The 21,352-nt window shown below is 62.8% G+C and carries 15 protein-coding genes; 10 read left to right on the top strand and 5 right to left on the bottom strand.

Annotation, left to right across the window (positions count from 1 at the left end; genetic code table 11):
• The first annotated feature begins 7 nt into the window (after nt 1–7).
• The 6 genes from purE to ON062_RS11745 all read left to right on the top strand — a co-directional run bounded on the left by purE (nt 8) and on the right by ON062_RS11745 (nt 6,927).
• Nucleotides 8–475 (top strand): 5-(carboxyamino)imidazole ribonucleotide mutase, encoded by a 468-nt coding sequence (gene purE / locus ON062_RS11770; protein ID WP_274647424.1) that lies wholly within the window; start codon nt 8–10, stop codon nt 473–475.
• Nucleotides 472–1,917, top strand: coding sequence for an LCP family protein (locus tag ON062_RS11765; protein ID WP_274647327.1), 1,446 nt, complete (start codon nt 472–474; stop codon nt 1,915–1,917). The genes purE and ON062_RS11765 overlap by 4 nt, the downstream gene beginning before the upstream one ends.
• A gap of 2 nt (nt 1,918–1,919) precedes the next feature.
• Entirely contained in the window at nt 1,920–3,041 is a 1,122-nt protein-coding gene (locus ON062_RS11760) for a glycosyltransferase (protein WP_274647326.1), read from the top strand.
• An 86-nt stretch (nt 3,042–3,127) separates the two neighbouring features.
• The gene (locus tag ON062_RS11755) at nt 3,128–5,170 is read left to right on the top strand and encodes an SH3 domain-containing protein (RefSeq protein WP_274647325.1); all 2,043 of its coding nucleotides are present in this window, start codon (nt 3,128–3,130) and stop codon (nt 5,168–5,170) included.
• A 123-nt stretch (nt 5,171–5,293) separates the two neighbouring features.
• Nucleotides 5,294–6,184 carry an ABC transporter permease gene (locus tag ON062_RS11750; protein ID WP_274647324.1) on the top strand — a complete coding sequence of 297 codons (891 nt, stop codon included), beginning with the start codon at nt 5,294–5,296 and terminating at the stop codon, nt 6,182–6,184.
• Nucleotides 6,184–6,927, top strand: coding sequence for an ABC transporter ATP-binding protein (locus ON062_RS11745; RefSeq protein WP_274647323.1), 744 nt, complete (start codon nt 6,184–6,186; stop codon nt 6,925–6,927). Before ON062_RS11750 ends, ON062_RS11745 begins: the two co-directional genes overlap by 1 nt.
• 8 nt (nt 6,928–6,935) lie before the next feature.
• On the opposite strand, the gene ON062_RS11740 is transcribed toward ON062_RS11745, so the two are convergent.
• Entirely contained in the window at nt 6,936–8,333 is a 1,398-nt protein-coding gene (locus ON062_RS11740) for a bifunctional cytidylyltransferase/SDR family oxidoreductase (protein WP_274647322.1), read from the bottom strand.
• 116 nt (nt 8,334–8,449) lie between these two features.
• Between ON062_RS11740 and ON062_RS11735 the strand changes: the two genes are divergently transcribed.
• Nucleotides 8,450–9,910 carry a glycosyltransferase family 2 protein gene (locus ON062_RS11735; protein ID WP_274647321.1) on the top strand — a complete coding sequence of 487 codons (1,461 nt, stop codon included), beginning with the start codon at nt 8,450–8,452 and terminating at the stop codon, nt 9,908–9,910.
• Here the strand turns inward: ON062_RS11735 and ON062_RS11730 are convergent, their stop codons facing one another.
• Entirely contained in the window at nt 9,911–12,292 is a 2,382-nt protein-coding gene (locus tag ON062_RS11730) for a CDP-glycerol glycerophosphotransferase family protein (RefSeq protein ID WP_274647320.1), read from the bottom strand.
• 147 nt (nt 12,293–12,439) lie between these two features.
• Between ON062_RS11730 and ON062_RS11725 the strand changes: the two genes are divergently transcribed.
• Nucleotides 12,440–15,148: a CDP-glycerol glycerophosphotransferase family protein gene (locus ON062_RS11725; RefSeq protein WP_274647423.1), complete on the top strand. Its 2,709-nt coding sequence runs from the start codon at nt 12,440–12,442 to the stop codon at nt 15,146–15,148.
• A gap of 10 nt (nt 15,149–15,158) precedes the next feature.
• Complete coding sequence (locus ON062_RS11720; protein ID WP_274647319.1) at nt 15,159–15,953, top strand: acyltransferase; 795 nt, start codon at nt 15,159–15,161, stop codon at nt 15,951–15,953.
• A 9-nt stretch (nt 15,954–15,962) separates the two neighbouring features.
• On the opposite strand, the gene ON062_RS11715 is transcribed toward ON062_RS11720, so the two are convergent.
• The 3 genes from ON062_RS11715 to ON062_RS11705 all read right to left on the bottom strand — a co-directional run bounded on the left by ON062_RS11715 (nt 15,963) and on the right by ON062_RS11705 (nt 20,787).
• On the bottom strand, nt 15,963–18,005 hold the full coding sequence (locus ON062_RS11715; protein ID WP_274647318.1) for an acyltransferase family protein: 2,043 nt from the start codon (nt 18,003–18,005) through the stop codon (nt 15,963–15,965).
• A 75-nt stretch (nt 18,006–18,080) separates the two neighbouring features.
• Nucleotides 18,081–19,367 carry an O-antigen ligase gene (locus tag ON062_RS11710; RefSeq protein WP_274647317.1) on the bottom strand — a complete coding sequence of 429 codons (1,287 nt, stop codon included), beginning with the start codon at nt 19,365–19,367 and terminating at the stop codon, nt 18,081–18,083.
• 4 nt (nt 19,368–19,371) lie between these two features.
• Entirely contained in the window at nt 19,372–20,787 is a 1,416-nt protein-coding gene (locus tag ON062_RS11705) for an O-antigen ligase (RefSeq protein WP_274647316.1), read from the bottom strand.
• Between the two features lie 190 nt (nt 20,788–20,977).
• On the opposite strand from ON062_RS11705, the gene ON062_RS11700 reads away from it, so the two are divergent.
• Nucleotides 20,978–21,304, top strand: coding sequence for a WhiB family transcriptional regulator (locus ON062_RS11700; protein ID WP_274647315.1), 327 nt, complete (start codon nt 20,978–20,980; stop codon nt 21,302–21,304).
• The last annotated feature ends 48 nt before the right edge of the window (nt 21,305–21,352 follow it).

Raw genomic sequence — 21,352 nt, 5'->3', positions numbered from 1 at the left:
CGTGGTCATGGGCTCGGACTCCGACTGGCGCGTGATGAGCGACGCGTCGCAGGCGCTGACAGACTTCGGCATCCCGCACGAGGTTGAGGTCGTCTCGGCCCACCGCACGCCGGACAAGCTGCTGCAGTACGGGCGTGAGGCGCGCGGGCGCGGACTGCGAGCGATCATCGCCGGAGCGGGAGGCGCCGCACACCTGCCGGGAATGCTGGCTTCTCTCACCGCTCTACCTGTGATCGGGGTGCCGGTGCAGCTGGCGACCCTGGACGGAATGGACTCGCTGCTGAGTATCGTGCAGATGCCCGCCGGCATTCCCGTGGCCACCGTATCGATTAATGGTGCGAAGAACGCCGGGTTGCTGGCGGTGCGGATGCTGGGTGCCGCCGACCCCGCGATCGGTGACGCTGTGGAAGCGTACGCTCGCTCGCTGGAGAGCCAGGTCGAAGAAAAGAACCGGCGGCTCAAGGAGTCGCTGTGAGCGTCCTCAGCCCGCCCCGCACCACCGCGTCTGCTGCGGCCCGCCGGGGCATCGTCGAAGAGCGGCCGCTCCGGTACCCGGATGCGTCGTCCCCGGACTTCATGAGTAAGCGCGGGTGGTGGCTGGTCCTCATGAACTTCTTGGTTCCCGGGTCTGCGCAAGTACTGGCGGGTAACCGGCGCCTGGGCCGCATCGGACTCGGCGCGACCCTCGCAATGTGGGTGATCGTCATCCTCGCGGGCGTGACCGCGCTGCTGTGGCAACAGGTCTTCTTCGCCATCGCCACGAACTGGTTCGTGCTGCTTCTCGCGCAGGGCGTCTTTCTCGCCTATGCCGGGCTGTGGATCGTGTTGACGGTCGACACCCTGCGCCTCTCGCGGCTGGTGAAGATGCGTCCGTTCGCTCGCATCGGCACCGCCGTGCTCGCCACCGCGTTGCTGGTTCTGTCGAGTGGTGGCGCGGTCTACGCGGCATCCGTCGCAGGAACCACGCGCGACACGTTGGGAGCCATCTTCGGTGCGAGTGGTCCGTCTGTTCCTCCCTCAGACGGTTACTACAACATCCTGCTCTTGGGTGCCGACAGCGGCGAGGGTCGCGACTCGATGCGCTTCGACAGCATTTCGGTGGTCTCGGTGAACGCCGAAACCGGGGCGACGACGATCACCGGCATCCCTCGAGACATGCCGCACTTCCCGTTCTCGGAAGGCCCGATGCAGGAGAAGTACCCGGACGGACACGCCGGCCACGCCGACCCGAACTGCGGATGGGGGAGCGGCATCAACCAACTGCGTACCGAAGTCGAAGTCTGCCAGGACGGCGATCTTTTGTACCCCGACGCTGTCGCGAACGGCTCTGCCCCGGGCATTGAGGCGACAAAGGATGCCGCAGAAGGCATCATGGGGATCGAGATCCCGTACTACGTGTTCATCGACATGCACGGGTTCGCCTCGCTCATCGATGCGCTCGGCGGCGTCGACATCACTGTCGCGGAGCGTTTGCCCGAAGGAGGCGGCCCGAGCTACGACGGCCAGCCCGCCTCAGAATGGGCAACGGGATGGATCGAAGCCGGCGAGCAGCACATGGACGGCGAGACGGCCCAGTGGTACGCCCGCTCGCGGTATACGACAAGTGACTTCGACCGCATGAAGCGTCAGCGTCAGCTGCAAGAAGCGATTCTTGCGCAGTTCACGCCGCAGACGGTGCTGACGCGGTTCCAGGACGTCGCTGCGGCCGGTGCCGACATCGTCGAGACCGACCTGCCGCAGTCGCTCATTCCCTTCCTGGCCGATCTGGCGCTGAAAGCCCAGGAGCAGCCGGTGGACACGATCGAACTCACCCCCGAGGGTGGCATCGACGAGACGAACCCTGACTACGAGTACGTACGTGAACTGGTGAATCAGTCGTTGCATCCGCCGACACCGTCACCGTCCGCGGAGGAGTAAACATGGTTGCCACGCTGCGCGTGATGCTCGATCAGGTGGTCTCGCCGATCGATGCCGACCTTGCCGAGGCCTCGTCAGAACTCGCGCGGGCGCTGATCCGCCGCGCACCCGAGCATTGCGTCGTCGAAGGCATTGCGCCGGCTGGCGGGGGAGACCTCGACGCGATCGCGGGGTTGGGCGGTGTGCGGCGCACGGCACTGGCGCGGCGCGAGTTGGCCGCAGCCCTGCAATTGGGTGTGGGCACTGGCATCGGCGGGGGGATGATCCACTCGCCGAGCCTGTTCGCCCCCTTGGTCAAGCATGATCGCGTGCACGACAACGACCAGACGGTGGTCACGGTATGGGACCTGGGCCCGTGGGAATCACCCGACGAGTACTCGCGCAGTACCGTCTCATGGCACCGGGCTATGCTCAAACGGGCCGTGAAGCATGCGGATGCCGTGGTGGTGCCCACTCACGCGCTCGCCGCGCGACTCGGTGACATCGCAGCGTTCGGGCGTCGAATCCGGGTGATCTCGGGGGCATCGCCGCAGGGGTTCCGCGTGCCGTCCGACGAGATCGGGCGCCGGCGCGAACTGGGGCTTCCCGAAGGCTTTGTACTGCTCGCTGGCGGGCCGATGCCGTCCCACGCGCTCGAGACCGGATTCGGTGCGATCGCGGCATCCGGCGTCGACCTTCCGGTCGTTGTCATCGGTTGCGAGGAAGGCCTCGAGCCTGCCGTCGCCGACCTTGCTTCGTCGGCAGGTGTGCCCGAGCATCGCCTGCACGTGCGCGGTGCCCTCGAGGCCCATGATCGCGCCGCTGTGTACGGTGCGGCGCTCGCCTTTGTCGCGCCGTCGAGGCGGGCCGCTTTCCCGTGGCGCGTCGTCGACGCGCTCACCCTCGGCGTGCCCGTGGTTGCCGCGAGTTCCGCCGGTCACGCGGAAGTGATCGCAGACGGCGGAGCGGTGGTCGAAGGGCAGGATGCCACGACCTTGCGCGATGGTCTCGGCGATGCACTCTCGGCAGTGCTGGAGTCAACGCAGTCGGCCGATCGCGCGGCCGTGCTTGCGGCTGACCGAGGGCGGGCGTTCTCGTGGAACGAGGCTGCCGAGCGCGTGTGGCAATTGCACGCTGACCTGTAGCTTCTGGTTCGCCGCGACACGCGCGTCGTGACGACTGAATCGACACACGTGTGGTAATCGCCAGTCACATCCGCCACAATGGCCACATGAGTTCCCCCACCGCAGGCGCGCGCCCATCTCGTTTCCGGGCCCTTGCCCTCGTGTTGGTCGGGGTCCTCACGGTGGCCATGCTCGCGGTGGTTCCGGTCTCCCGTGCGGATGCCGCGGAACTCCCGCCATCGATTCTCGAGGGCGGCTACATCATTAGTGACGAAGCGTTCTTCGACGGCGACGCGATGACGACGGCACAGATCCAGTCGTTTTTGAACGAGCGTGTGAAGACATGCACGACGGGGTATACGTGCCTGAAGTCCTACAAGGCCGACATCGCGGCGAAGTCGGCTGATCGCTACTGCTCGGCCCTCTCCGCTCAGAAGAGCGTGAGCGCGGCATCCATCATCAATCAGGTCGCGCGGGCGTGCGGAATCAGCCCGAAAGTGCTGCTGGTGATGTTGCAGAAGGAGCAGGGGCTCGTGACCTCGACCTCTCCATCGGAGTCGCGCTACGGCAAGGCTATGGGGCAATCGTGCCCTGACACGGCCGCGTGCGACCCGCGCTACGCCGGCTTCTTCAACCAGATGTACGGCGCGGCACGACAGATGCAGGTGTACACGCTGAACCCGAGCTCATTCAGCTACAAGCCGGGCCAGGTGAACACCATCAAGTGGCACCCCAAGAGCTCGTGCGGCACGTCGAAGGTCTACATCCAGAACCGTGCGACGGCGAACCTCTACATCTACACGCCGTATCGCCCGAACGTCGCGGCTCTGGCTGCCGGCTACGGGACGGGCGATGCGTGCTCGAGCTACGGCAACCGCAACTTCTACAACTACTACGTCGACTGGTTCGAGCCTTCGGCGTCGTCGTCGTCGGGTGCGCCCGCGCAAACGGCGGCGTGCCAGCTACCGCTGACCGCGGATGTGGCCAGCCGCGCGGGCACGGCGACCGTCAAGATCGACAACCTCAATGTCCGGACGGCGCCGACACTGAAGTGCAGCGCGGGAATCACACAGCTCGACAAAGGCGCGAAGGTGACCGTTACCGGCGCCTATGGTGCGTGGACGCGCGCGAGCGTGAGCGGCAAGACCGTGTGGATGTACTCGACCTACCTTGATGTGCCCACTACGGGTGCTCCGGCTGGCAGTGTGAGCGCGTGTGCGCAGCCCGCAGAGTCGAGCATTGCGTCGGCCGGGGGAACGCTCACGGTCACTACTGCGTTGCTTAATGCGCGGCAGGCACCGGCGACCTCGTGCAGTTCGGGCGTCATCCAGTTCACGCAGGGCACCGAGGTGACCCGAACCGGAATCTACGGCGACTGGGTGCGCGTGACGCGCTCGGGGACGACCTATTGGGTGCACGGCGACTATGTGGCAGAGGTGAAGGCTCCGGAGCCCGCGCCCGAGCCGGAACCCACTCCTGAGCCGGAGCCCGAGCCCGAGCCCGAGCCCGAGCCGGAACCGGAGCCCGCGCCGACGCCCGAGCCGGAGGTGACGGCGACCGCCATGGTGACCACCGTTGCCGTGTACTTCCGCACCTCCCCATCGACGTCGAGCTCGGCGATCAAGCTACTCGCAAAGGGGACCAAGGTGTCGGTGATTGGCACTTCAGGAGACTGGAAGAAGGCGGTGGTCGGCACCCGTACCGGGTACATCCACGGTGCGTATCTCACCAAGCCGTCGACGAGTGCGCCGTCCACAAGTACGCCGACGAAGACGTCGATGGTGACGACTGCTGCGGTCTACTTCCGCTCGAAGGCGACGACGTCGAGCTCGCCGCTGGCACTCCTCGCCAAGGGCACGAAGGTCACGGTGATTGGAAGTTCCGGTGCGTGGAAGAAGGCCACGGTCGGCTCTCGTACCGGATACATTCACGGGGACTACCTGAAGAAGGCGACCACCACATCGACGTCGTCAACCACGAAGACAACGACGGCCGCCGTGAATTTACGATCGGCTGCGTCGACCAAGAGCTGGATTATCACCGTGGTGCCCAAGGGATCGAAGGTCAAGGTGGTGTCGTCCGCCGGCGTGTGGCGCAAGGTGACGTTCGGCTCTCGCACGGGGTGGCTGCACTCCGCGTACCTCAAGTGATGCGCGCCGAAGGAAACGGGCATTGAACTTCCGCGTTGCTCAGCCGGTTCGCAGGACAGAGTCCGTTAGGATTGCCGATGGCCAGTCACGGGTAGGGAATCCGGCGGCCGCAAGGATCTCTCTGTGACCACGATCGACTACAGCGCCTTCGACACGCCAGGGCGCGGGCGCGGACTGCTCGATGTCTTCCGGTATCGCTATCTGCTGAGGCTGCTCATCGGGAAGAGTACATCGCTGCGCTACCGCAACTCGGTGCTCGGTTGGTTCTGGTCGTACGTGCGGCCGGCGGTGCAGTTCCTCGTGTACTACCTGGTTGTTGGTCAGGTTCTCGGGATGCACAAGAACGTGCCGTCGTTTCCCCTGTACTTGTTTAGCGGCATTGTTCTCGTGAATCTCTTCAACGAGGCGTTCGGTGCGGCCACGCGTTCCGTCGTGGACAACAAGGCACTTGTGCGAAAGATCTACCTCCCACGCGAACTCTTCCCGATCGCTGCAGTCGTGGGCTCGTTCATCCACTTCCTGCCACAACTGGCGATCCTCGTGGTTGCCAGCCTCCTGTTCGGATGGCTGCCTGACCTCGCATCGATCGGATTGATGCTCGCGGGCATGGCGATTGTGTTGGTTTCTGTGCTTGCTGCCGGGCTATTCTTCTCCGCAGTGAATGTCCGGTTCCGAGATGCTCAGAACCTCGTTGAGATTGTCAGAACCATTGCAACGTGGTCGGTGCCGATTCTCTATACGTGGGTGATGGTCAAGGACGTCACCGAGAACATTCCTTGGCTGTTCCACGTGTACATGTCCAACCCTTTGGCCGTGGCCGTTGAACTCTTCCACCACGCCTTCTGGGCGCGCTTGCCTGATGTTGCCGCAGCGAGCCCGGCCCCCGAGAATTTGGCGTGGCCGGAGTACTTCGGCATCTACGCGACGGTCGCGGTCGCGTTGTGTGCGTGCATCTTGGCCATTGGTCAGTACGTCTTCCGCCGCCTCGAACGCTCTTTCGCTCAGGACCTGTGATGTCTACCGATACAGTGATCGCTACCCCTCGGATCGTCGTGGACCACGTGTCCAAATGGTTCAACAAGCGCACGACTCGATCGATGAAGGATGCTCTCATCAACGGGGTGCGCCGCAAGCCGGTGAGATCACGTCAGTTTCAAGCACTGAACGACGTATCTTTCACCATCGCCGAGGGTGAGTCGGTTGCCGTCATGGGATTGAACGGTTCCGGAAAGTCGACGACGCTCAAGCTCGTTTCTGGTGTGCTCGAGCCTGACGAAGGACGCGTACTGACACGCGGCAGAGTGGCGGGCCTGATCGAGGTGGGCGCGGGCTTTCACCCCGACCTGACAGGACGTGAGAACGTGTTCCTCAATGCCGCGATCCTCGGGATGAGTGAGAAGGAGACGAAAGAACGATTCGACGAAATCGTCGCGTTCAGCGAGATCGGCGACTTCATCGAGCAAGAGGTCAAACACTACTCATCGGGTATGTTCATGCGCCTGGCGTTCAGTGTCGCTATCCATGTCGAGCTCGACGTTCTCTTGGTTGACGAGGTGCTCGCTGTGGGAGATGCGCCTTTCCGCGCCAAGTGCAACGCGAAGCTGAAAGAGCTATCGGCTCGGGGCGTCACGATGATGGTGGTGAGCCACAGCAAGGGTCAGGTTAAGGAGCTCTGCAGCCGTGGCATCGTCATCAAGAAGGGTAACGTCGTCTTCGACGGGCCCATCGATGATGCGCTGAAGGTGTTGGAAGGCTAACGCGCCCGCTACGGACGTCCGGAGCGCATGGCTTCGACATTCACGGTGACGATTTGGCCCGTGAAATCCGACCCCACAACTTCCAGGGTCACCTGGGCGACATCCTCGGGATCGAGCAACGTTTCTGGGGGTTCATCTCCAAATGCGGAGGTTCGCATCGGAGTTGCGGTGCGCTGGGGATTGATGCAGTTGATACGCACTCCTGAGTCTGCCCACTCCTCCGAAAGGGCCTGCGTCAGATTCACCACCCCAGCCTTTGTCGCAGAGTAGGTGCTGTAGTTCGCTCGACCCCGGGTGTAGGAACTTGAGGTGAAGAGGACGACTTGGCCTCCGGTTCGCTGCAAGTAGGGATACGATTCCCGCGCAATGGCCGCAGGGGCAATCAAGTTCGTGTGAATTGTGTCCTTGAGTTCGCGTTTCGTGGTCTCCATGAGCGGAGCGATGCGCAGTATCCCCGCGGTGACGATCACAGCGTCGATTCGCCCCGTGTCAGCCGCCACTTCTGCGAGTGCGGCGCGCACCGCTTTGTGTGAACGCACATCCGTGCCGGTGGTCGATCGGCTGAACTCGCGGACGTGAGCACCAGCGTCCGCCGCCTGTCGCGCGATGCTGTGCCCGATGCCGTAGCTGCCGCCGAAGACGACCACTGTCTTGCCAGTGAGATCTACGCGACCTGAGGCGGCACTCAAAGTGAGGCTCGCCGACTGCAATTGAAAGAGCTTGTCAGCGATGTGCACATCGATGGGCTCCGTGACCTTCATGTTCTCAGGGGTGCCCTCCACGACGTAGATGGGCACCTCTGGCAGGTAGGTGAACACGACGCCGCAGTCATCAGTCGCCTTGAACGCGGGGTCCCCTTTGGCGATCTCGTATGCCCGACGAATCGTGGCCAATCGAAAGCCCTGGGGGGTCTGGCCGCGGCGTAACGTCGAGCGATCCGGTATTCCCGTAATGTGGCGTTCTTCGTTGATCTGGATGATCGTGTCCGCAGAGGGTATCGCTGTATCAACGGCGTCGAATCGATCGAGGGCGTCGACGCACTCCTTGATGATTCTCTCGTCGATGAACGGGCGGACGGCGTCATGAAAGAGGACCTTGGTGTCCTCCCCTTCGATCGCGGCAATGGCCTTCTGCGTCGTCTCGTTGCGCGTGTCGCCGCCGGGGAGGATGCGACTGAGCTTGTGAAAACGTCCACTCGTTCGTAGATGATCGAGTTCGGAGATTGAAGCCTCGTTCATCATGATGATGACTTCGTCGATGTGCGCGCTGTCGTTGAGGGCTTCCAGCGTGTGCTCCACGATCGCCTTGCCAGCGATCTTGATGAGCTGTTTGGGGATGCCGAGCCCGACGCGCACGCCGATGCCTCCGGCGAGCACCACGGCGACGGTATGGGTGTTGCTACTCAAGTCGGTGTTCCTCCCGCAAAACTCCGGCGAGCGATGCCCGAGTGCGTCACTATGTTATCCGCCGAGCTTCGGACTACCGGGACGCGCTCCTCAAAGTCGGCGCGTAGACTGCGCCCGTGCGCTCTGACTTCATTGACATCGGAATCAGCGTCGTCATCCCGATGTACCGTGTCGCCGAGTATCTTCCCGACCTCTTGCGTTCGATGAGCCGCCAGCGGGTCGGTGGCTACCGTCTCCAGATTGTGTTTGTCGACGACGGCTCACCGGATGACTGCGCGGCCCTCGCGCGTGATTGGCTTGCCGCGTCCGATCATGCTGGCACGGTCATCGTGCAAGAAAACGCGGGCGTGAGCGCCGCGAGGAACGCAGGAATCGACGCTGCGCACGAGGAGTGGGTGACGTTCCCGGATTCTGATGACTATCTCGCGGATGACTATTTCTTCGAGATTGCTCAGTTCATTCGCGTCCACGGCGAGAAGGCAACCATCGTGTCGGCTCGGTTGCTGCGACTGATGGAGCCTGCGCCCACGCCACAGAATGTGCACGCGCTGAGCTTTCGATTCGCCGGGGGAAATCGTGTGGTGCCGATGGAGAAGTACCCGGACTTCTTTCAGCTCAACGTGGCGTCAGCGTTCTTCCGCACAGCGGAAGTGCGCCGCTATGGGCTCCGCTTCGCGGCAGGGCTTCACGCGTCAGAGGATGCCCTGTTCACGGCAGCGTTTCTCCTGACGCAACGTGAGCCGTCTTTGGGTCTGGTCGCGAGTACGTCCTACGTATACCGACGACGGGCGGCCGCAGACTCAGCGGTAGACCAATTTCGGGAGAACCCTCGTACCTACATCGACCGTTTCCGTGACGGGTATGCGCCCCTGCTCGAGCGCACAGCTCGAAGTGGAACGGTGCCTGACTGGCTCCAATCGATGTTCTTGTACGAAACGCAGTGGATTCTTCCCGTTCAATTGGACGAGTCCCGTCGCGCTGTCGTCCTCACCGAAGCACTTCAGAAGGAGGCGCTGGGAGCGCTCGCGATGTGTGCCCGGCACGTCACACGTACGCGTCTGTTCGAGTACGATGCGACGGCCTTGCCGATGGAGTCCCGACTGCTGCTCCTTGCGATCACGGGGCGCGCGCTTCCAGAGTGGCTCGGAGCCTATCGCGCAGCGAACCATGCTGGGGGGAAGCGATTCACCTACTCGCTGGGAGAGCCATCGGTGATCTCGGACGCGCGAGGAAGGCCGATATCCTCGCGTGATTGGAATGCCGACTATCCGGACTACTTTGGTCAACGCGTCTTGTCGAAGGTGTTCGTAGGTGTAGCCGGAGAGCCGGATCTCGTTGTCGACGGAGTGCGCCGCCGCGAATTCAAAGGGCGGGGGCGATACACGGAGAGCCAGTTGTTGGACGAACATCGCCGTGCGGCGACGAGCAGTACTCCACGCGCCCTCCCAGCGAAGACCGGAGAGGTGCGAGTGTGGAAGCCGGTTGTCGGTCCGAACGCATCGATCCGGACTCGGGTGATGAGAGAGGTGCGGCTCGCGCGCCGCCGGTGGAAACGTTGGCGTCGTGGCGGACCCTAATCAGCGCGTGAGGCGTGCGATAACCAGCGCCGCGATGTGATCGGCGCAGGGCGCGGAAGACTGGTCGTCGTCGGGAGTGGCCACCCATTGCTCAGCGAATCGGCGTACTTGTTCGCTGGCCGAGTGCGCCGCCGTGATGTGCGAGGCAAGTTCTTCGATGCTCTCCACGACGGGGCCCGGGAGATCTGCGCGGTAATTCACGTACAGATCGCGGTGCGCCAAATACTCTTCGAGGTCCGGGGCGAGGAAGTACGTGTCCAGTCCGACAACGGCGGCTTCGAACAACGCTGATGAGTAGTCGGTGATGAACATGTCGGCCACATGCATCAGGTCCTGGGTGCTGTAACCGGGTGCGGTCAGCACTGCCTGGCCGAATGTTGAACTCATCAGCGGGTGAACTTTCACCAAAGTGACGATGCCCTGGTCGGCAAGAGCCGAGTGCAAATCTTCTGCTGAAATCGCGACGCGTCCGTCGAGCCTGAACGTGGGCGCGAAAAGTGCGATCCGGGTGCCCTCGAGATGCGGGTACTCCTCAAAGAAGCGCTCCCGAATGGACCCTCGCGCCGCGCGGTCCCTGAGCCGATCCACTCGAGGCAATGGTGCAACGACCACGCGCGAAACATCTGTGTTCAACGCCTCGGCGAAGGGCGCCTGGGCTGACGGGCCGCTAGCGAGTACGAGGTCGTAGCCCTCGTGCATGCGCATGGCGCGTGCGAGACGTCGGTCGCGGCCCTCCTGTTGGCCCAAGATGCTCATTCCAAACTTCTTGAACGCGCCGAGGGCATGCCACATTTGGATAACGCTCAGCGATGGCTTGTGCGTCAGCATGCTCGCCACCATCGAGTAGGTGTCGACAATCAGCACCTGTGCAGTCGCTACCTCGTACAGCTGGCGTAGTAGGTGCGCAGCGTAGCCGATCTTTCCCACCAGCCCCGGCGGCACCATTCGAACGAGTATCACGACCTCAACGGCTTCATCTGCCCGCTTGATCGCCGCCCGTAGGTCGATGAAGTCAGCGGGCACATCACGATGCTCCCGACTGATCATTACGACTTTGCGTCGCTGGGGGAGCAGTTTGAGTGGAGCGTAGACAAGTCGTAACGCTGTCCGCGCAGTGTGCGCGGCGACCAGGCGCAGGACCATAGCGCCAGACGCCTGGGTGGGTGCAGGATCCGGCCCGCCGGGGGCGACCGATGTCGTCAGCCTGGCACTGCGAGAGGGTCGAGGAGGCGTCAGAAACAGCTCACGCACGATTCTTTCTGACGATCGCCCATCGAGTGCGCCGCAGAACTCATCCAGAAAGCCGTTGAGTCGGTCGTCATCTACCGCGGCTGTCTGGATTGCTGTGGCCAGTTCGGCTTCATTCTGAACGACGGGTCCGACGGCGTAATGGTCGAACTCCCGGTAGAAGGATCGAGCGGCTGTGTACTCTTCCAAGTCGGGGACAAAGAAGACGATGGGGCGCCGGAGCAGCGCGAACTCGAAGATCGACGAAGAGTAGTCCGTGATTAACACGTCGGCCGCCATGAGCAGGTCATTCATATCGGGTTCAGAGCCGCTCAGCACATTCGACGGCAGCGGGGGAGCGCTCTTGGCTGTGAACGGATGCATGCGGATGACAACGCGATAGTCGTCGCCGAGCTCGTCCGCGATTCGAGCCCAGTCTGCGCTTTGGTCGACCGAGGCACTCAGCTGCCCGTTGCCGCGAAATGTCGGGGCGAATAGGACGAGCCGTTGTCCGGGTCCGATGCCGAGCTCCGAACGAACGCGGGTGCGAACGCGATCCGCATGGCCCGTGTCGAAGAACGAATCGGTACGGGGCACGCCCAAGGCGCGCACGTTCGCCACATCAATACCGAACGCCTCGGCGTAGTCAGCGCGAATGCTTTCTGCGCTGACGACCGCGTCTGTGTAGTTTCGGTGGATGTTGCTCGACGGCGTGGGACCCCCGGGTAACCCGGACCGGCTGTGGCCGACTTGCTTGAACGCCCCGGCAGCGTGCCATACCTGCACGAGGCGACTCTTCTTGCGGATCCGGAGAGGGTAGATCAGGGGATAGAAGTCGTCGAGGATGATCGTGCCGCTCGTCGCGAGTAGGTGCGGTAGCCGCACCATGTCTCGGACTCGGCGGGGAGCCCGGAGCGACGGCTTGAAGATGCCGCGTACGTCCGCGTGCGGCATCTGGCGGAGGAGTTCCGTGCGCAAGAAACGGAAATTCCCGGAGTAGCCGTCGTGCGAGTCGGAGAGGAAGAGGAATCGGTCGCGGCGGACAGGCAGCAAGAGTGACCACAGCCGGTAGGGGATCGCGTAAGGAAGGAACCGTAGTGCTCGAAGCACTCGGCTTCGCCGGAGGAACTCGCGCAACATGTGGCTCGCAGACATCTAGGAAACACCGGAACGTTGCATTCTACGCGAGTCGTAGGGCGCGCCACCGAGATGAGCGCTGCCTGTGAGTGGCGCAAGCGTCCGCACGTAAACTGATCATCGGTGCACCGTCTGCGTGCGACTCTGGAGGATCTCTTGGCGTTCATGTTTTCTGTCGTGTCTCCGATGTACAACGTGGGAGAGTATCTCGACGACTACTTTGCATCGCTGGAAGCGCAGACGTTCGGTCTCGACCGCGTCCAAATCGTGTTGGTCGACGATGGCTCGACCGATGACACGCTCAATCGGGCGAAACGGTTCGCGAGTCGTCATCCCCAGAACGTCGTCGTCATCTCGAAGCAGAACGGTGGGCAGGCGAGCGCTCGAAATGAGGGCCTTTCGCATGCGCACGGCGACTGGGTAACGTTTCCCGATCCCGACGACACTCTCGGGAAGACCTACCTCGCGGATGTGGCGGCTCTGATCGAATCCGATCAAGGCGCCTCCTTGGCCATGGTGACCGCACGAATCGAGATGTGGTGGGAGGCTGAAGACCGGATTACCGACCGGCACGCTCTCGCTTTCCGATTCTGGCAGGGCACGCGCGTGATCGATCTCGATGAGTGGCCGGACTACGTCCAGGCGCACGTCACCACAGGCTTCATGCGTACTGCCGTCATCCGTGACGAAGGAATTGCTTTCGATGAGCGACTTCGACTGCGTTTTGAGGACGGTAAATTCGTCACGAGTTACCTGCTGGGGCAGGAACGCAGGCAGGTTGGGATGGTGGCCAGCGCGATCTATCGATACCGGCAGCGGAAGGATGGCTCATCGACGATTCAGTCCAGCGTGGCCGACAGTCGCAAATACACGGACACGATCCGGTACGGATATCTCGAGATCGCGAAGTTCTCACACGCCCACGGAACTGACCTCCCGCGTTGGGCGCAGAACCTGATCTTGTATGACATCTTCTGGATCCTTCGTTCTTCGCAGAGAAAGCCGACCCGCGCCGCGGTGTTCTCGCCTGAGATGCACGCAGAACTGCGAGAGTTGCTACCTCAGATCCTGAGCGAGATGGACGACGAAGCGATCCTCGAGTTCAGCGTCATGCGGACCTCTCGGTGGATGCGCGAAGCGCTATGCGTGTTCAAGAACGGCTCTGGCTACGGACGCCTCGAGCAGCGCGCGATCGATCATGATCGTGGACTTACTCGCCTGGCGTATGTCCATGGCGCGCAGCCGCCCACCGAACGTCTTCGCATCAACGGTCACGTCGGGCGCCCACGGTACGACAAGGAGTATGCGCTCGAGTACGCGGGCCTGGTGATCGCCTGGCTGAGGTCCATCTGGGTGCCAACCGACCAGGACGTCCGCGTGTGGTTCGACGACGTGGAGCAAGGCATCTTCGGCTGGCGCGCGGAACGTCCAACGCCTGGTGTCGTTGCGGAAGCGCCATCGAGCGGCATCATCCCCAATACGCAGCAGGAGGCGGCGGAGCTTCCCAACGCCCATCGGATCCCGGTGCCCCGAACGCCGGCATCGTCCAGCGACACCACACGCGAACGCGTCGACAAGCGCACACTACGCGTCCGAAAGCGACAACGTTTCTGGAAGCGGAACGCGAACCCGGATGGACTCCGAAAGCTCATTACGTATCTTCTGCAGCACGTGCCCTTCATCTCGCGCCACTACCGCGACGCGTGGGTATTCCTCGACCGGGACGTCGACGCGAACGACAGCGCTGAAGTTCTCTACAAATGGGTAGCACGAAACCGCCCGGAGGTAAACGCGTTCTTCGTCGTGCGAAGAGGTACGGATGACTGGCGCAGATTGCGGAAGGAGGGGGTGCGCGTCGTCGGATACGGAACGATCCAGGCAAATCTACTTTTCTTGAGCGCGATACATGTCGCTTCGAGTCACGCTGACCGATTCGTCAGCAACCCGCTTCCGAAAGTCTTCGGCAAACCTCAGTTCACATTTACCTTTCTGCAACACGGGGTGATCAAGAGTGACATCTCGAACTGGCTCAACTCAAAGCAGATCGACGTGTTCGTCGCATCAACGCAAGCTGAGTACGACTATTTGAGTGGCCCGTCGCCCTATCGTTTCGGCGCGAAGGAGGTGCGACTGACGGGATTGCCGCGATTTGACGACCTGCTGGCGCAGTCGGAGGCTGTGAGCGCCGAACAGCGCCGGATACTGTTGATAATGCCCACGTGGCGGGACTATTTGATGGGCGACATGCAGTCGACATCCGCCGACCGAAACAAGAGCGAAGCGTTCTTTGATTCTCCGTATCGGCGGAACATACAGGGCCTGCTCGCATCTGCCCGACTCCGCGAGCTCTGCGACACTCATGGCCTGGAGCCTGTGTTTATGCCGCATCCGAACATGCGGATTTATCTGGATGACTTCGACGTTCCAGATTGGATCACAGTGCAGAGTTACGCGGATGTCGATGTTCGAAGTCTGATCGCGCGGGCGCAGATGCTGATCACCGACTACTCCTCGGTGGCCTTCAACTTTGCTTATCTGTACCGCCCGACCGTCTACTTCCAGTTTGATCAAGAGGAGTTCTACCAGAACCACACGGAGCGGCCGGGGTACTTCGACTACCGCGAGCATGGCTTCGGGCCGGTAGCAACGACTGTGGAACAGGCAGAATCCGCGGTCAAAGCACTGCTCGCGGACGAAGCAGTTGCATTCAAGTATCGCGAGCGCGCCAGGGAGACTTTTCCTGTCAGGGATGGCGCGAACTCTAAACGTGTGTTCGAGGCGATGATCGAGGCTCGGAGTGTGCACACCGTCGCACAACGATCGACACGAGCCGCGCTGGATTCTTGGGAGTCGTTGACGGCCGCTCACCCATAGACTGCGGTGCATGCAGATCGAGCAATACAGCGACTCACGCGGGAATCGGATCGAGTGGTCCGGTGAGCCCATCGCGAACACCGAGGTGACTTTTCGCGGAAGCGGTAACCGCCTGGTCGTTCATTCGCCCGTCAAGTTCGGCCGAGTTGCGATTCAGTTCGATTGTGACAACGGTGTGGTCGAGATCTCTTCGAGCGTGGGTGTGCCCGCGTTCATCGCGACGATTCGGGTCGGACAGGACTCAACTGTGGTGATCGGTCCGAACGTTTCGACGACCGGATCGCTCGGTATCTCAGCGACCGAAGGAACCACCGTTTCGATCGGCGAGGACTGCATGTTTGCGATTGGAGTCCAGCTCCGAGCGGACGACGGGCATCCCATTTTCGACGTCGCGACTGGCCATCGTGTCAACGTCTCGCGAGACATCGTTGTGGGAGATCACGTATGGCTCGGGTACAACAGCACGGTGCTCGGAGGCGTATCGATTGGTTCGGGCGCCGTGATTGGGTTTGGGTCCATTGTCACCAAGGCGGTGCCAAACAACTCCGTCGCAGCTGGCAACCCGGCGCGCATCGTGCGGCGAGACATTGCCTGGGAGCGACCGCACCTTTCCTTGGTGGAGCCGTACTACAAGCCGGATGCTTCCACGGTGGAGAAAACGCGCTGGTGGGCAATGAGCGACGACGAGGCTGTTCCCGTAGCCCGCGGGGTTTCGAGCCGCACGGTCGAAAGTGATTCTCCTCGACTGGAAGAGGAGCGAGCGAAGTCGAAGTCAACCTCCGCTCGCACCTGGTGGCGCCGCTGAAACGCCCGCCTACTCAAACAGCCAAGCGGCGGTGCTCTCCAGTGCGTCCCTGAGAGGGGTGGCGAGGGTAGCGGAGTACGTCGCAGTCATGTGGTCTTGGTCGCGGTAGACCAGCACGTTGCCGACCACCGCCTCGCACACTTGCGGTGTGCAGAACGCGTCCGTTAGGTCGGGCAGTGCCGTACCGTCGGGAACGGACTCGAACTCGACAGGCGAGACTGGCGCGAAAATGTCGTCTCGGTTTCGGCCGCACTCCGCGGGATCGCCGCCGCTGAGTTCTATGCACTCGGGAACGCGGTCGAAGAACCGGGGCGTGTCGCGTACCGCGATGACCGGCACGCCCGCCGCTTGAAGCTCAGCCCAGGCCGCCACTTGGCCGGGGTAGGCGATTTCTACCGCTCCGGGTTCTTCGGGCGTTTTCGTTGCCACGGTGAAGACGGCATCGGGGTGAAGATCGATGATCGTGGGAATCGCCTCATCATTCCATCGGTGGCATGTCTCAGACAGGCCATCCGCGTCTTCTGTGCGCGTAGTGAGGCGGCAGCCGTCCTTGTCGACCACGACGACGGCCCAGTTCAATTCATCCGCGATCGCGCGCAGGGCCGGATACCAGTGGAGAACGTGCGATCCACCCGACATCACGATCGTCTTCGCGGGCGAATCCGTCGACTCGTCGGGACAGATGAGGACCTCGTCCATGCCAGGTTCGCTTCGCCAGTTCTGAACGCAACCTTGATCGTAGATCGGTGGGAGGTCGGCGTTCGCCGTCTCTGCTGAGGGCCGGAAAGGCACTGACTCATCCCAGGTCATCGCCGGCGTCGTGAGCGCAAGTGCACCCGGATGATCCGGGGACGGCGCGTTGGCCGCCGCGAGTGCCTCCGCTTGCGCCTCATCGATTCGCCACACGGCAGCCGCTGTTGTGAGTGAAACAACGAGGAGCGCGCTACACGTCACGGCGATGACCCGCGGGCTGGGGTACTTCAGTCCACGGGTGAGGACAGGCTCCGCCACCCAGCGCTGCGTCAGCCAGGCTGCCGCCAAGGAGGTGAGGAAGACGACGGTCGCGCCGGCGATGCCCACCTTTTCCTGATGCCTGAACTGAATGTAGAAAATGAGAATCGGCCAGTGCCAAAGGTACAGCGGATAGGACACCCGCGCGAGGAAGGTGAGGGGTCGCCACTGCAATACTCGGTCCGGCCCCCACCGAGTAGCGGCGCCTGAACCGAGAATGATGAGCGCAATACCGATGAGTGGCCACAACGTCCAGGGACCGGGGAACGCGTGGGCTCCGTCTATCACGAACCCGCAACTGACGATGAGGAGCAACCCAACCCAGCCCAGTACCATTCGCGCGAGGGCGGGGAGTGCGAGAGCCGGCATTAGCGCGAGGAGGGCGCCCGCGCCGAGCTCCCAAAAGCGGCTGAAGGAACTGAAGTATGCAACGGGTTGATCGAGCTGAGTCAGAATCATCGCGTACACGAAGGATCCGGCCGTGGTGATCGATGCAAACGCCAATACCCAGGGGCGCACACTCTGCCCGGCCCGAAAGGCGAGCCACGCTAGCCCCACGACTGCGAGAGGCCAAAAGAAGAAGAACTGTCCTTGGACCGACAGGGACCAGAAGTGTTGCAGGGGGCTCGTGTTCGGACCGGCCGCACCGTACGAGAGCTGTGAGGAAATCAGCTCCCAGTTCTCGTAGTACAACGCTGACGCGATGACCTCTCGACCAGTCTGCGCCCACGTCGAGAGCGGGGATATCACCAGCGTGGCACCGACAGTGAAGATTAGAACCACCAGAGCGGAAGGAACCAGACGCAGCAAGACTCGGCCGTACTGCGCCGTGAGAAATGGTCCACTACGGTCCTCCGCCTTGCGCACAATCGAGCGCGTGAGGAGAAACCCAGAAATGAGGAGGAAGACATCCACGCCGCCTGAGACGCGACCTTGACCGAACAAGTGAAAAAGGACGACGAGCGTCAGCGCAAGGCCGCGAACGCCCTCGATTTCGGCTATGAAGCCTGCGCGGCGGGGTGGAAGGGTGGTAGCGGCCATGAACGGCAGATCCAAACGACGGGGACTGGCGGGCGTGCACGACCCGCAGCGAACCGTGTCATCATACGCGGCGTTCTAATGCAGCGCCGGAGCGGGGGGACGATCCAAGTGCGCTTCACTCCGCCAGCCGCGCACGAGCGACGCCTTCGTCGCGCATACGACCAGCAGGAACCACCCGAAGTCGTGAAGGACGGCGCTCTCGATCACCGAATCGAACAGCAGGACGATGAGGATCAGCGCCGGCCACGTGTAAACGGTCGAGCGGCGTTCGGTCGCCGTCAGCCAGGCTCGTGAGAGCGCCACGAGAGCGAAGGCGCCGAACAGCACCAGTCCGACCCACCCGGCCTGCAAGAGTATGTCGAGCAGCGCGTTCAGCGCGGATGCGTGGTCGCGACCTGTGATGGCCCTGATCACCGAGAACGGCACGGTTCCCGAGGGCCATTCCCCGTACCAACCCCACCCCTGGACGGGGCGAAACTCGACCATGTTGAGTGCGGCGTTGCGTAGCCGCGAGCGTGCCAGAAAGTCTGGCTCCGCGTTCAAGCGGTCGATGATCGCCTGGCGGAAGACGTATGCCGACAGCGCCCCGATCCCCAGCACCGCAGCCAAGCTCCACTGGGCCGCGCGACGTCGAGCCGCGGGCAGTCGGCGAATCGCAGCCAGAATGCCGGTGGCGGTCGCGGCAATCAGAGCCATCAGGAACACGATGGGGGATGCCGTGAACACGGCCATCATGCCCGCCAACACCAAGGAGAAACCGGCGACCCGAGGAGTGACCGATCGCGTGCGCCACTCGACCAGGAAGCTGATGAGAGCGATCATCGTCACGAGCCCGAGCCGCGTACGGGTTCCGAACACGCCCTGAATCGGCCCACCCTCGGCGAGGTTGCCCGCGATGCCCAAGAACCGAATCGGCATGTCGATGAGCATGCCGCTGAGGATTTCGACCACGAGCGAGGTAACCAGAAGCACGCGCAGCACATCGCCTGTGGATCGCACGATCTGCAACGTGTCGCGCGTGTGAGCGACCACGAGCGCGATGACCGTCGGCGCGGCGATTGCCACCCACCCCGCGAGTGACTCCAGCGGCTCGCGAGCCCAGAAGACGGTGACGAGCAGCCAGCCCAGAAACACCAAGAGCGTCGTGGGGATGACCTGCACGATGCGGATCTCGCGGCGTCGCACGATCAGCATCGCCACGCCCAGAGCGCACAGCCCCGCGACCATCGCGCCAAACCCGGCATCCCCGATCAGACGCGTGAGGAGATGCGAGCAGAACAGCGTCCCGATCGCGGTGAGCGCGTACGCCGACGCGAACATCGACGAGTCGAGCAGGGACAGCAGCCTGCTGCGCAGCGACATCTGATCAGGCCCCGTCGCGCGCGTCGGGCCCGTGCGTCACATCTCCGCGCTCGATGGCGACACGCTGCTCGATGGGGCCTTCGCCCACGAACGGCGACTGCTTGATCTTGCCGCCGAACATCACGATAAACATCCAGCCCCACAGCATGAGCGGGTTCGATTCCGCGAGTCCCTGCACCAGCAGCACACTGCCGATAAGAGTCGGCAAGAGGGTGATCGTCGAGTACGGCCGGTCGGCGCGAAGATCCCAGCGTGGCCGGTCGACCGCGAAGAACCATGCGCGCCAAATGAAAGCGAAGAACACCATCCCGATCAGCACGAGACCGACGATGCCGAGCTGCAAGTAGACGTCGACCCACATGTTGTGCGCTTGCATCACGCTCTGGTCGTGGTCGATGATCCATCCGCTGAATGCGGGTTCGCTGGTCACCCACGGGGTAGAAAAGCCCCAGCCGGTCCAGGGGCGCTCCGACGCTCGTTCGATGGCAGCCTCCCAGATTCGCTCTCGGCCGGTGAGATCCGAGGTGCGTCCGAGTGCGGTGAACACCCAATCGCGGAACGCCCAGAACACGACGGCAGCGATGACGGCGACGGCGCCGTATGCCACGTAGTAGCGGGTGCGCTCGCCGGGGCGGGTCGCTCGCCGCATGAGCATGACCGTGATGAGCACGACGGCTGCGGCGCATCCAGCCACGATCGCGGTGGCCGATGCCGCTCGATACTCCATGTACACGGCCAGAGCGAGCCAGGCCCACAGCAGGAACGAGCGCGGAGGACGCGACGCGAGACGCAACGCGAACACGATGATCGCGACGAGGGCGACCGCTCCCAGCAGGTTCGCATTGCCCATGATCCCTTGAATTCGGCCGCCGTCGAGCAAGTTGTCACGGGACCAGTACAGGATCGGGTCTACGGGTTCGACACGCGGCACGAAGCCGGGCAACACGGGCACGCCAACGAAGATCGACACCCACAATTCGAAGATGAGTGAGAGCCCCAACACCCATTTGAGAGCCGAGGCGATCGCGCGCACCAGTTCGTGCCATGTCAGCACGCTGCCGACGAAGAGCGCCTGCATCGTCGTGATGTAGAGCAGGAGGAGAGTGGATGCCGTCGCCGCCGGCCACGCAGACCAGATGATCGATGCGGTTGCCCACACGACATATGCGACCACGTACCAGGGCATGCGCTGCACGTTGAACGGCGGGCGGATCGTCAACCAGAGCACGGCGGACACCAGTGCGCCACCGACGGTGATCACGACGGCCGCCGGCATCCCGAACGCATTCACCCATGCCGTGCCGGCGAGCGCGCTGAAGAGCACGAAGATGCACCACGCGCGCAAGAGAAGGTGCCGGGTCGTCTCGCGAATCGGAGCGCTCGGCGGAGCGGATGCCGGATGCTTCGAATAGACGCCCATGGTGCATTCAGGGTACCGGGGTTGAGGCACGACTGTTATCACAGCGCGACACGCCGTCGGCGCGTCGCGAAGGTTCAATGCATGCTTGAGGCTTTAATATCTGCGACTTGACCTTCGGGAACTACACGGGTGTAATTACTCGTACACGCGGCCCAGCGTGAATCGGGGGGACCACGGGGGGAAGTTGGAAATGACGACATCGCAGTACCGATCGGGTGTACCCGACAATTGGTTCGTCGATCCCGTTCAGCTCGGGGTTCCGGGCGTTCGACGACCTGCCGAGACCGACGAAGACAGCCAACTCTCGTGGCAGGCTGACGCGCTGTGCGCGCAGACCGACCCAGAGGCTTTCTTCCCCGAAAAGGGCGGTTCAACGCGTGATGCGAAGCGCGTCTGCGGGACGTGCGACGTGCGCGCGGAGTGTCTCGAGTACGCCCTGCAGAACGACGAGCGCTTCGGCATCTGGGGTGGCCTCAGTGAGCGCGAGCGGCGCAAGCTGAAGCGCCTCGCCGGCTGAGTGCGAGCAGAAATCTGCGGCACTCTAATCTGCGGCACTGTCGCGTGG

This window comes from Microbacterium sp. C7(2022) (genome assembly GCF_028823665.1).
Taxonomy (GTDB): domain Bacteria; phylum Actinomycetota; class Actinomycetes; order Actinomycetales; family Microbacteriaceae; genus Microbacterium.
The sequence above is the reverse complement of the archived record's forward strand: the minus strand, read 5'-3'. Positions and strand labels throughout refer to the sequence as shown.

What these genes read in the sequence shown, in the direction of transcription:
- ON062_RS11705 (WP_274647316.1), bottom strand. Translation starts at nt 20,787, where the DNA reads ATGGGCGTCTATTCGAAGCATCCGGCATCCGCTCCGCCGAGCGCTCCG.
- ON062_RS11730 (WP_274647320.1), bottom strand. Translation starts at nt 12,292, where the DNA reads ATGTCTGCGAGCCACATGTTGCGCGAGTTCCTCCGGCGAAGCCGAGTG.
- purE (WP_274647424.1), top strand. Translation starts at nt 8, where the DNA reads ATGGGCTCGGACTCCGACTGGCGCGTGATGAGCGACGCGTCGCAGGCG.
- ON062_RS11755 (WP_274647325.1), top strand. Translation starts at nt 3,128, where the DNA reads ATGAGTTCCCCCACCGCAGGCGCGCGCCCATCTCGTTTCCGGGCCCTT.
- ON062_RS11725 (WP_274647423.1), top strand. Translation starts at nt 12,440, where the DNA reads ATGTTTTCTGTCGTGTCTCCGATGTACAACGTGGGAGAGTATCTCGAC.
- ON062_RS11710 (WP_274647317.1), bottom strand. Translation starts at nt 19,367, where the DNA reads ATGTCGCTGCGCAGCAGGCTGCTGTCCCTGCTCGACTCGTCGATGTTC.
- ON062_RS11720 (WP_274647319.1), top strand. Translation starts at nt 15,159, where the DNA reads ATGCAGATCGAGCAATACAGCGACTCACGCGGGAATCGGATCGAGTGG.
- ON062_RS11700 (WP_274647315.1), top strand. Translation starts at nt 20,978, where the DNA reads ATGACGACATCGCAGTACCGATCGGGTGTACCCGACAATTGGTTCGTC.
- ON062_RS11715 (WP_274647318.1), bottom strand. Translation starts at nt 18,005, where the DNA reads ATGGCCGCTACCACCCTTCCACCCCGCCGCGCAGGCTTCATAGCCGAA.
- ON062_RS11745 (WP_274647323.1), top strand. Translation starts at nt 6,184, where the DNA reads ATGTCTACCGATACAGTGATCGCTACCCCTCGGATCGTCGTGGACCAC.
- ON062_RS11760 (WP_274647326.1), top strand. Translation starts at nt 1,920, where the DNA reads ATGGTTGCCACGCTGCGCGTGATGCTCGATCAGGTGGTCTCGCCGATC.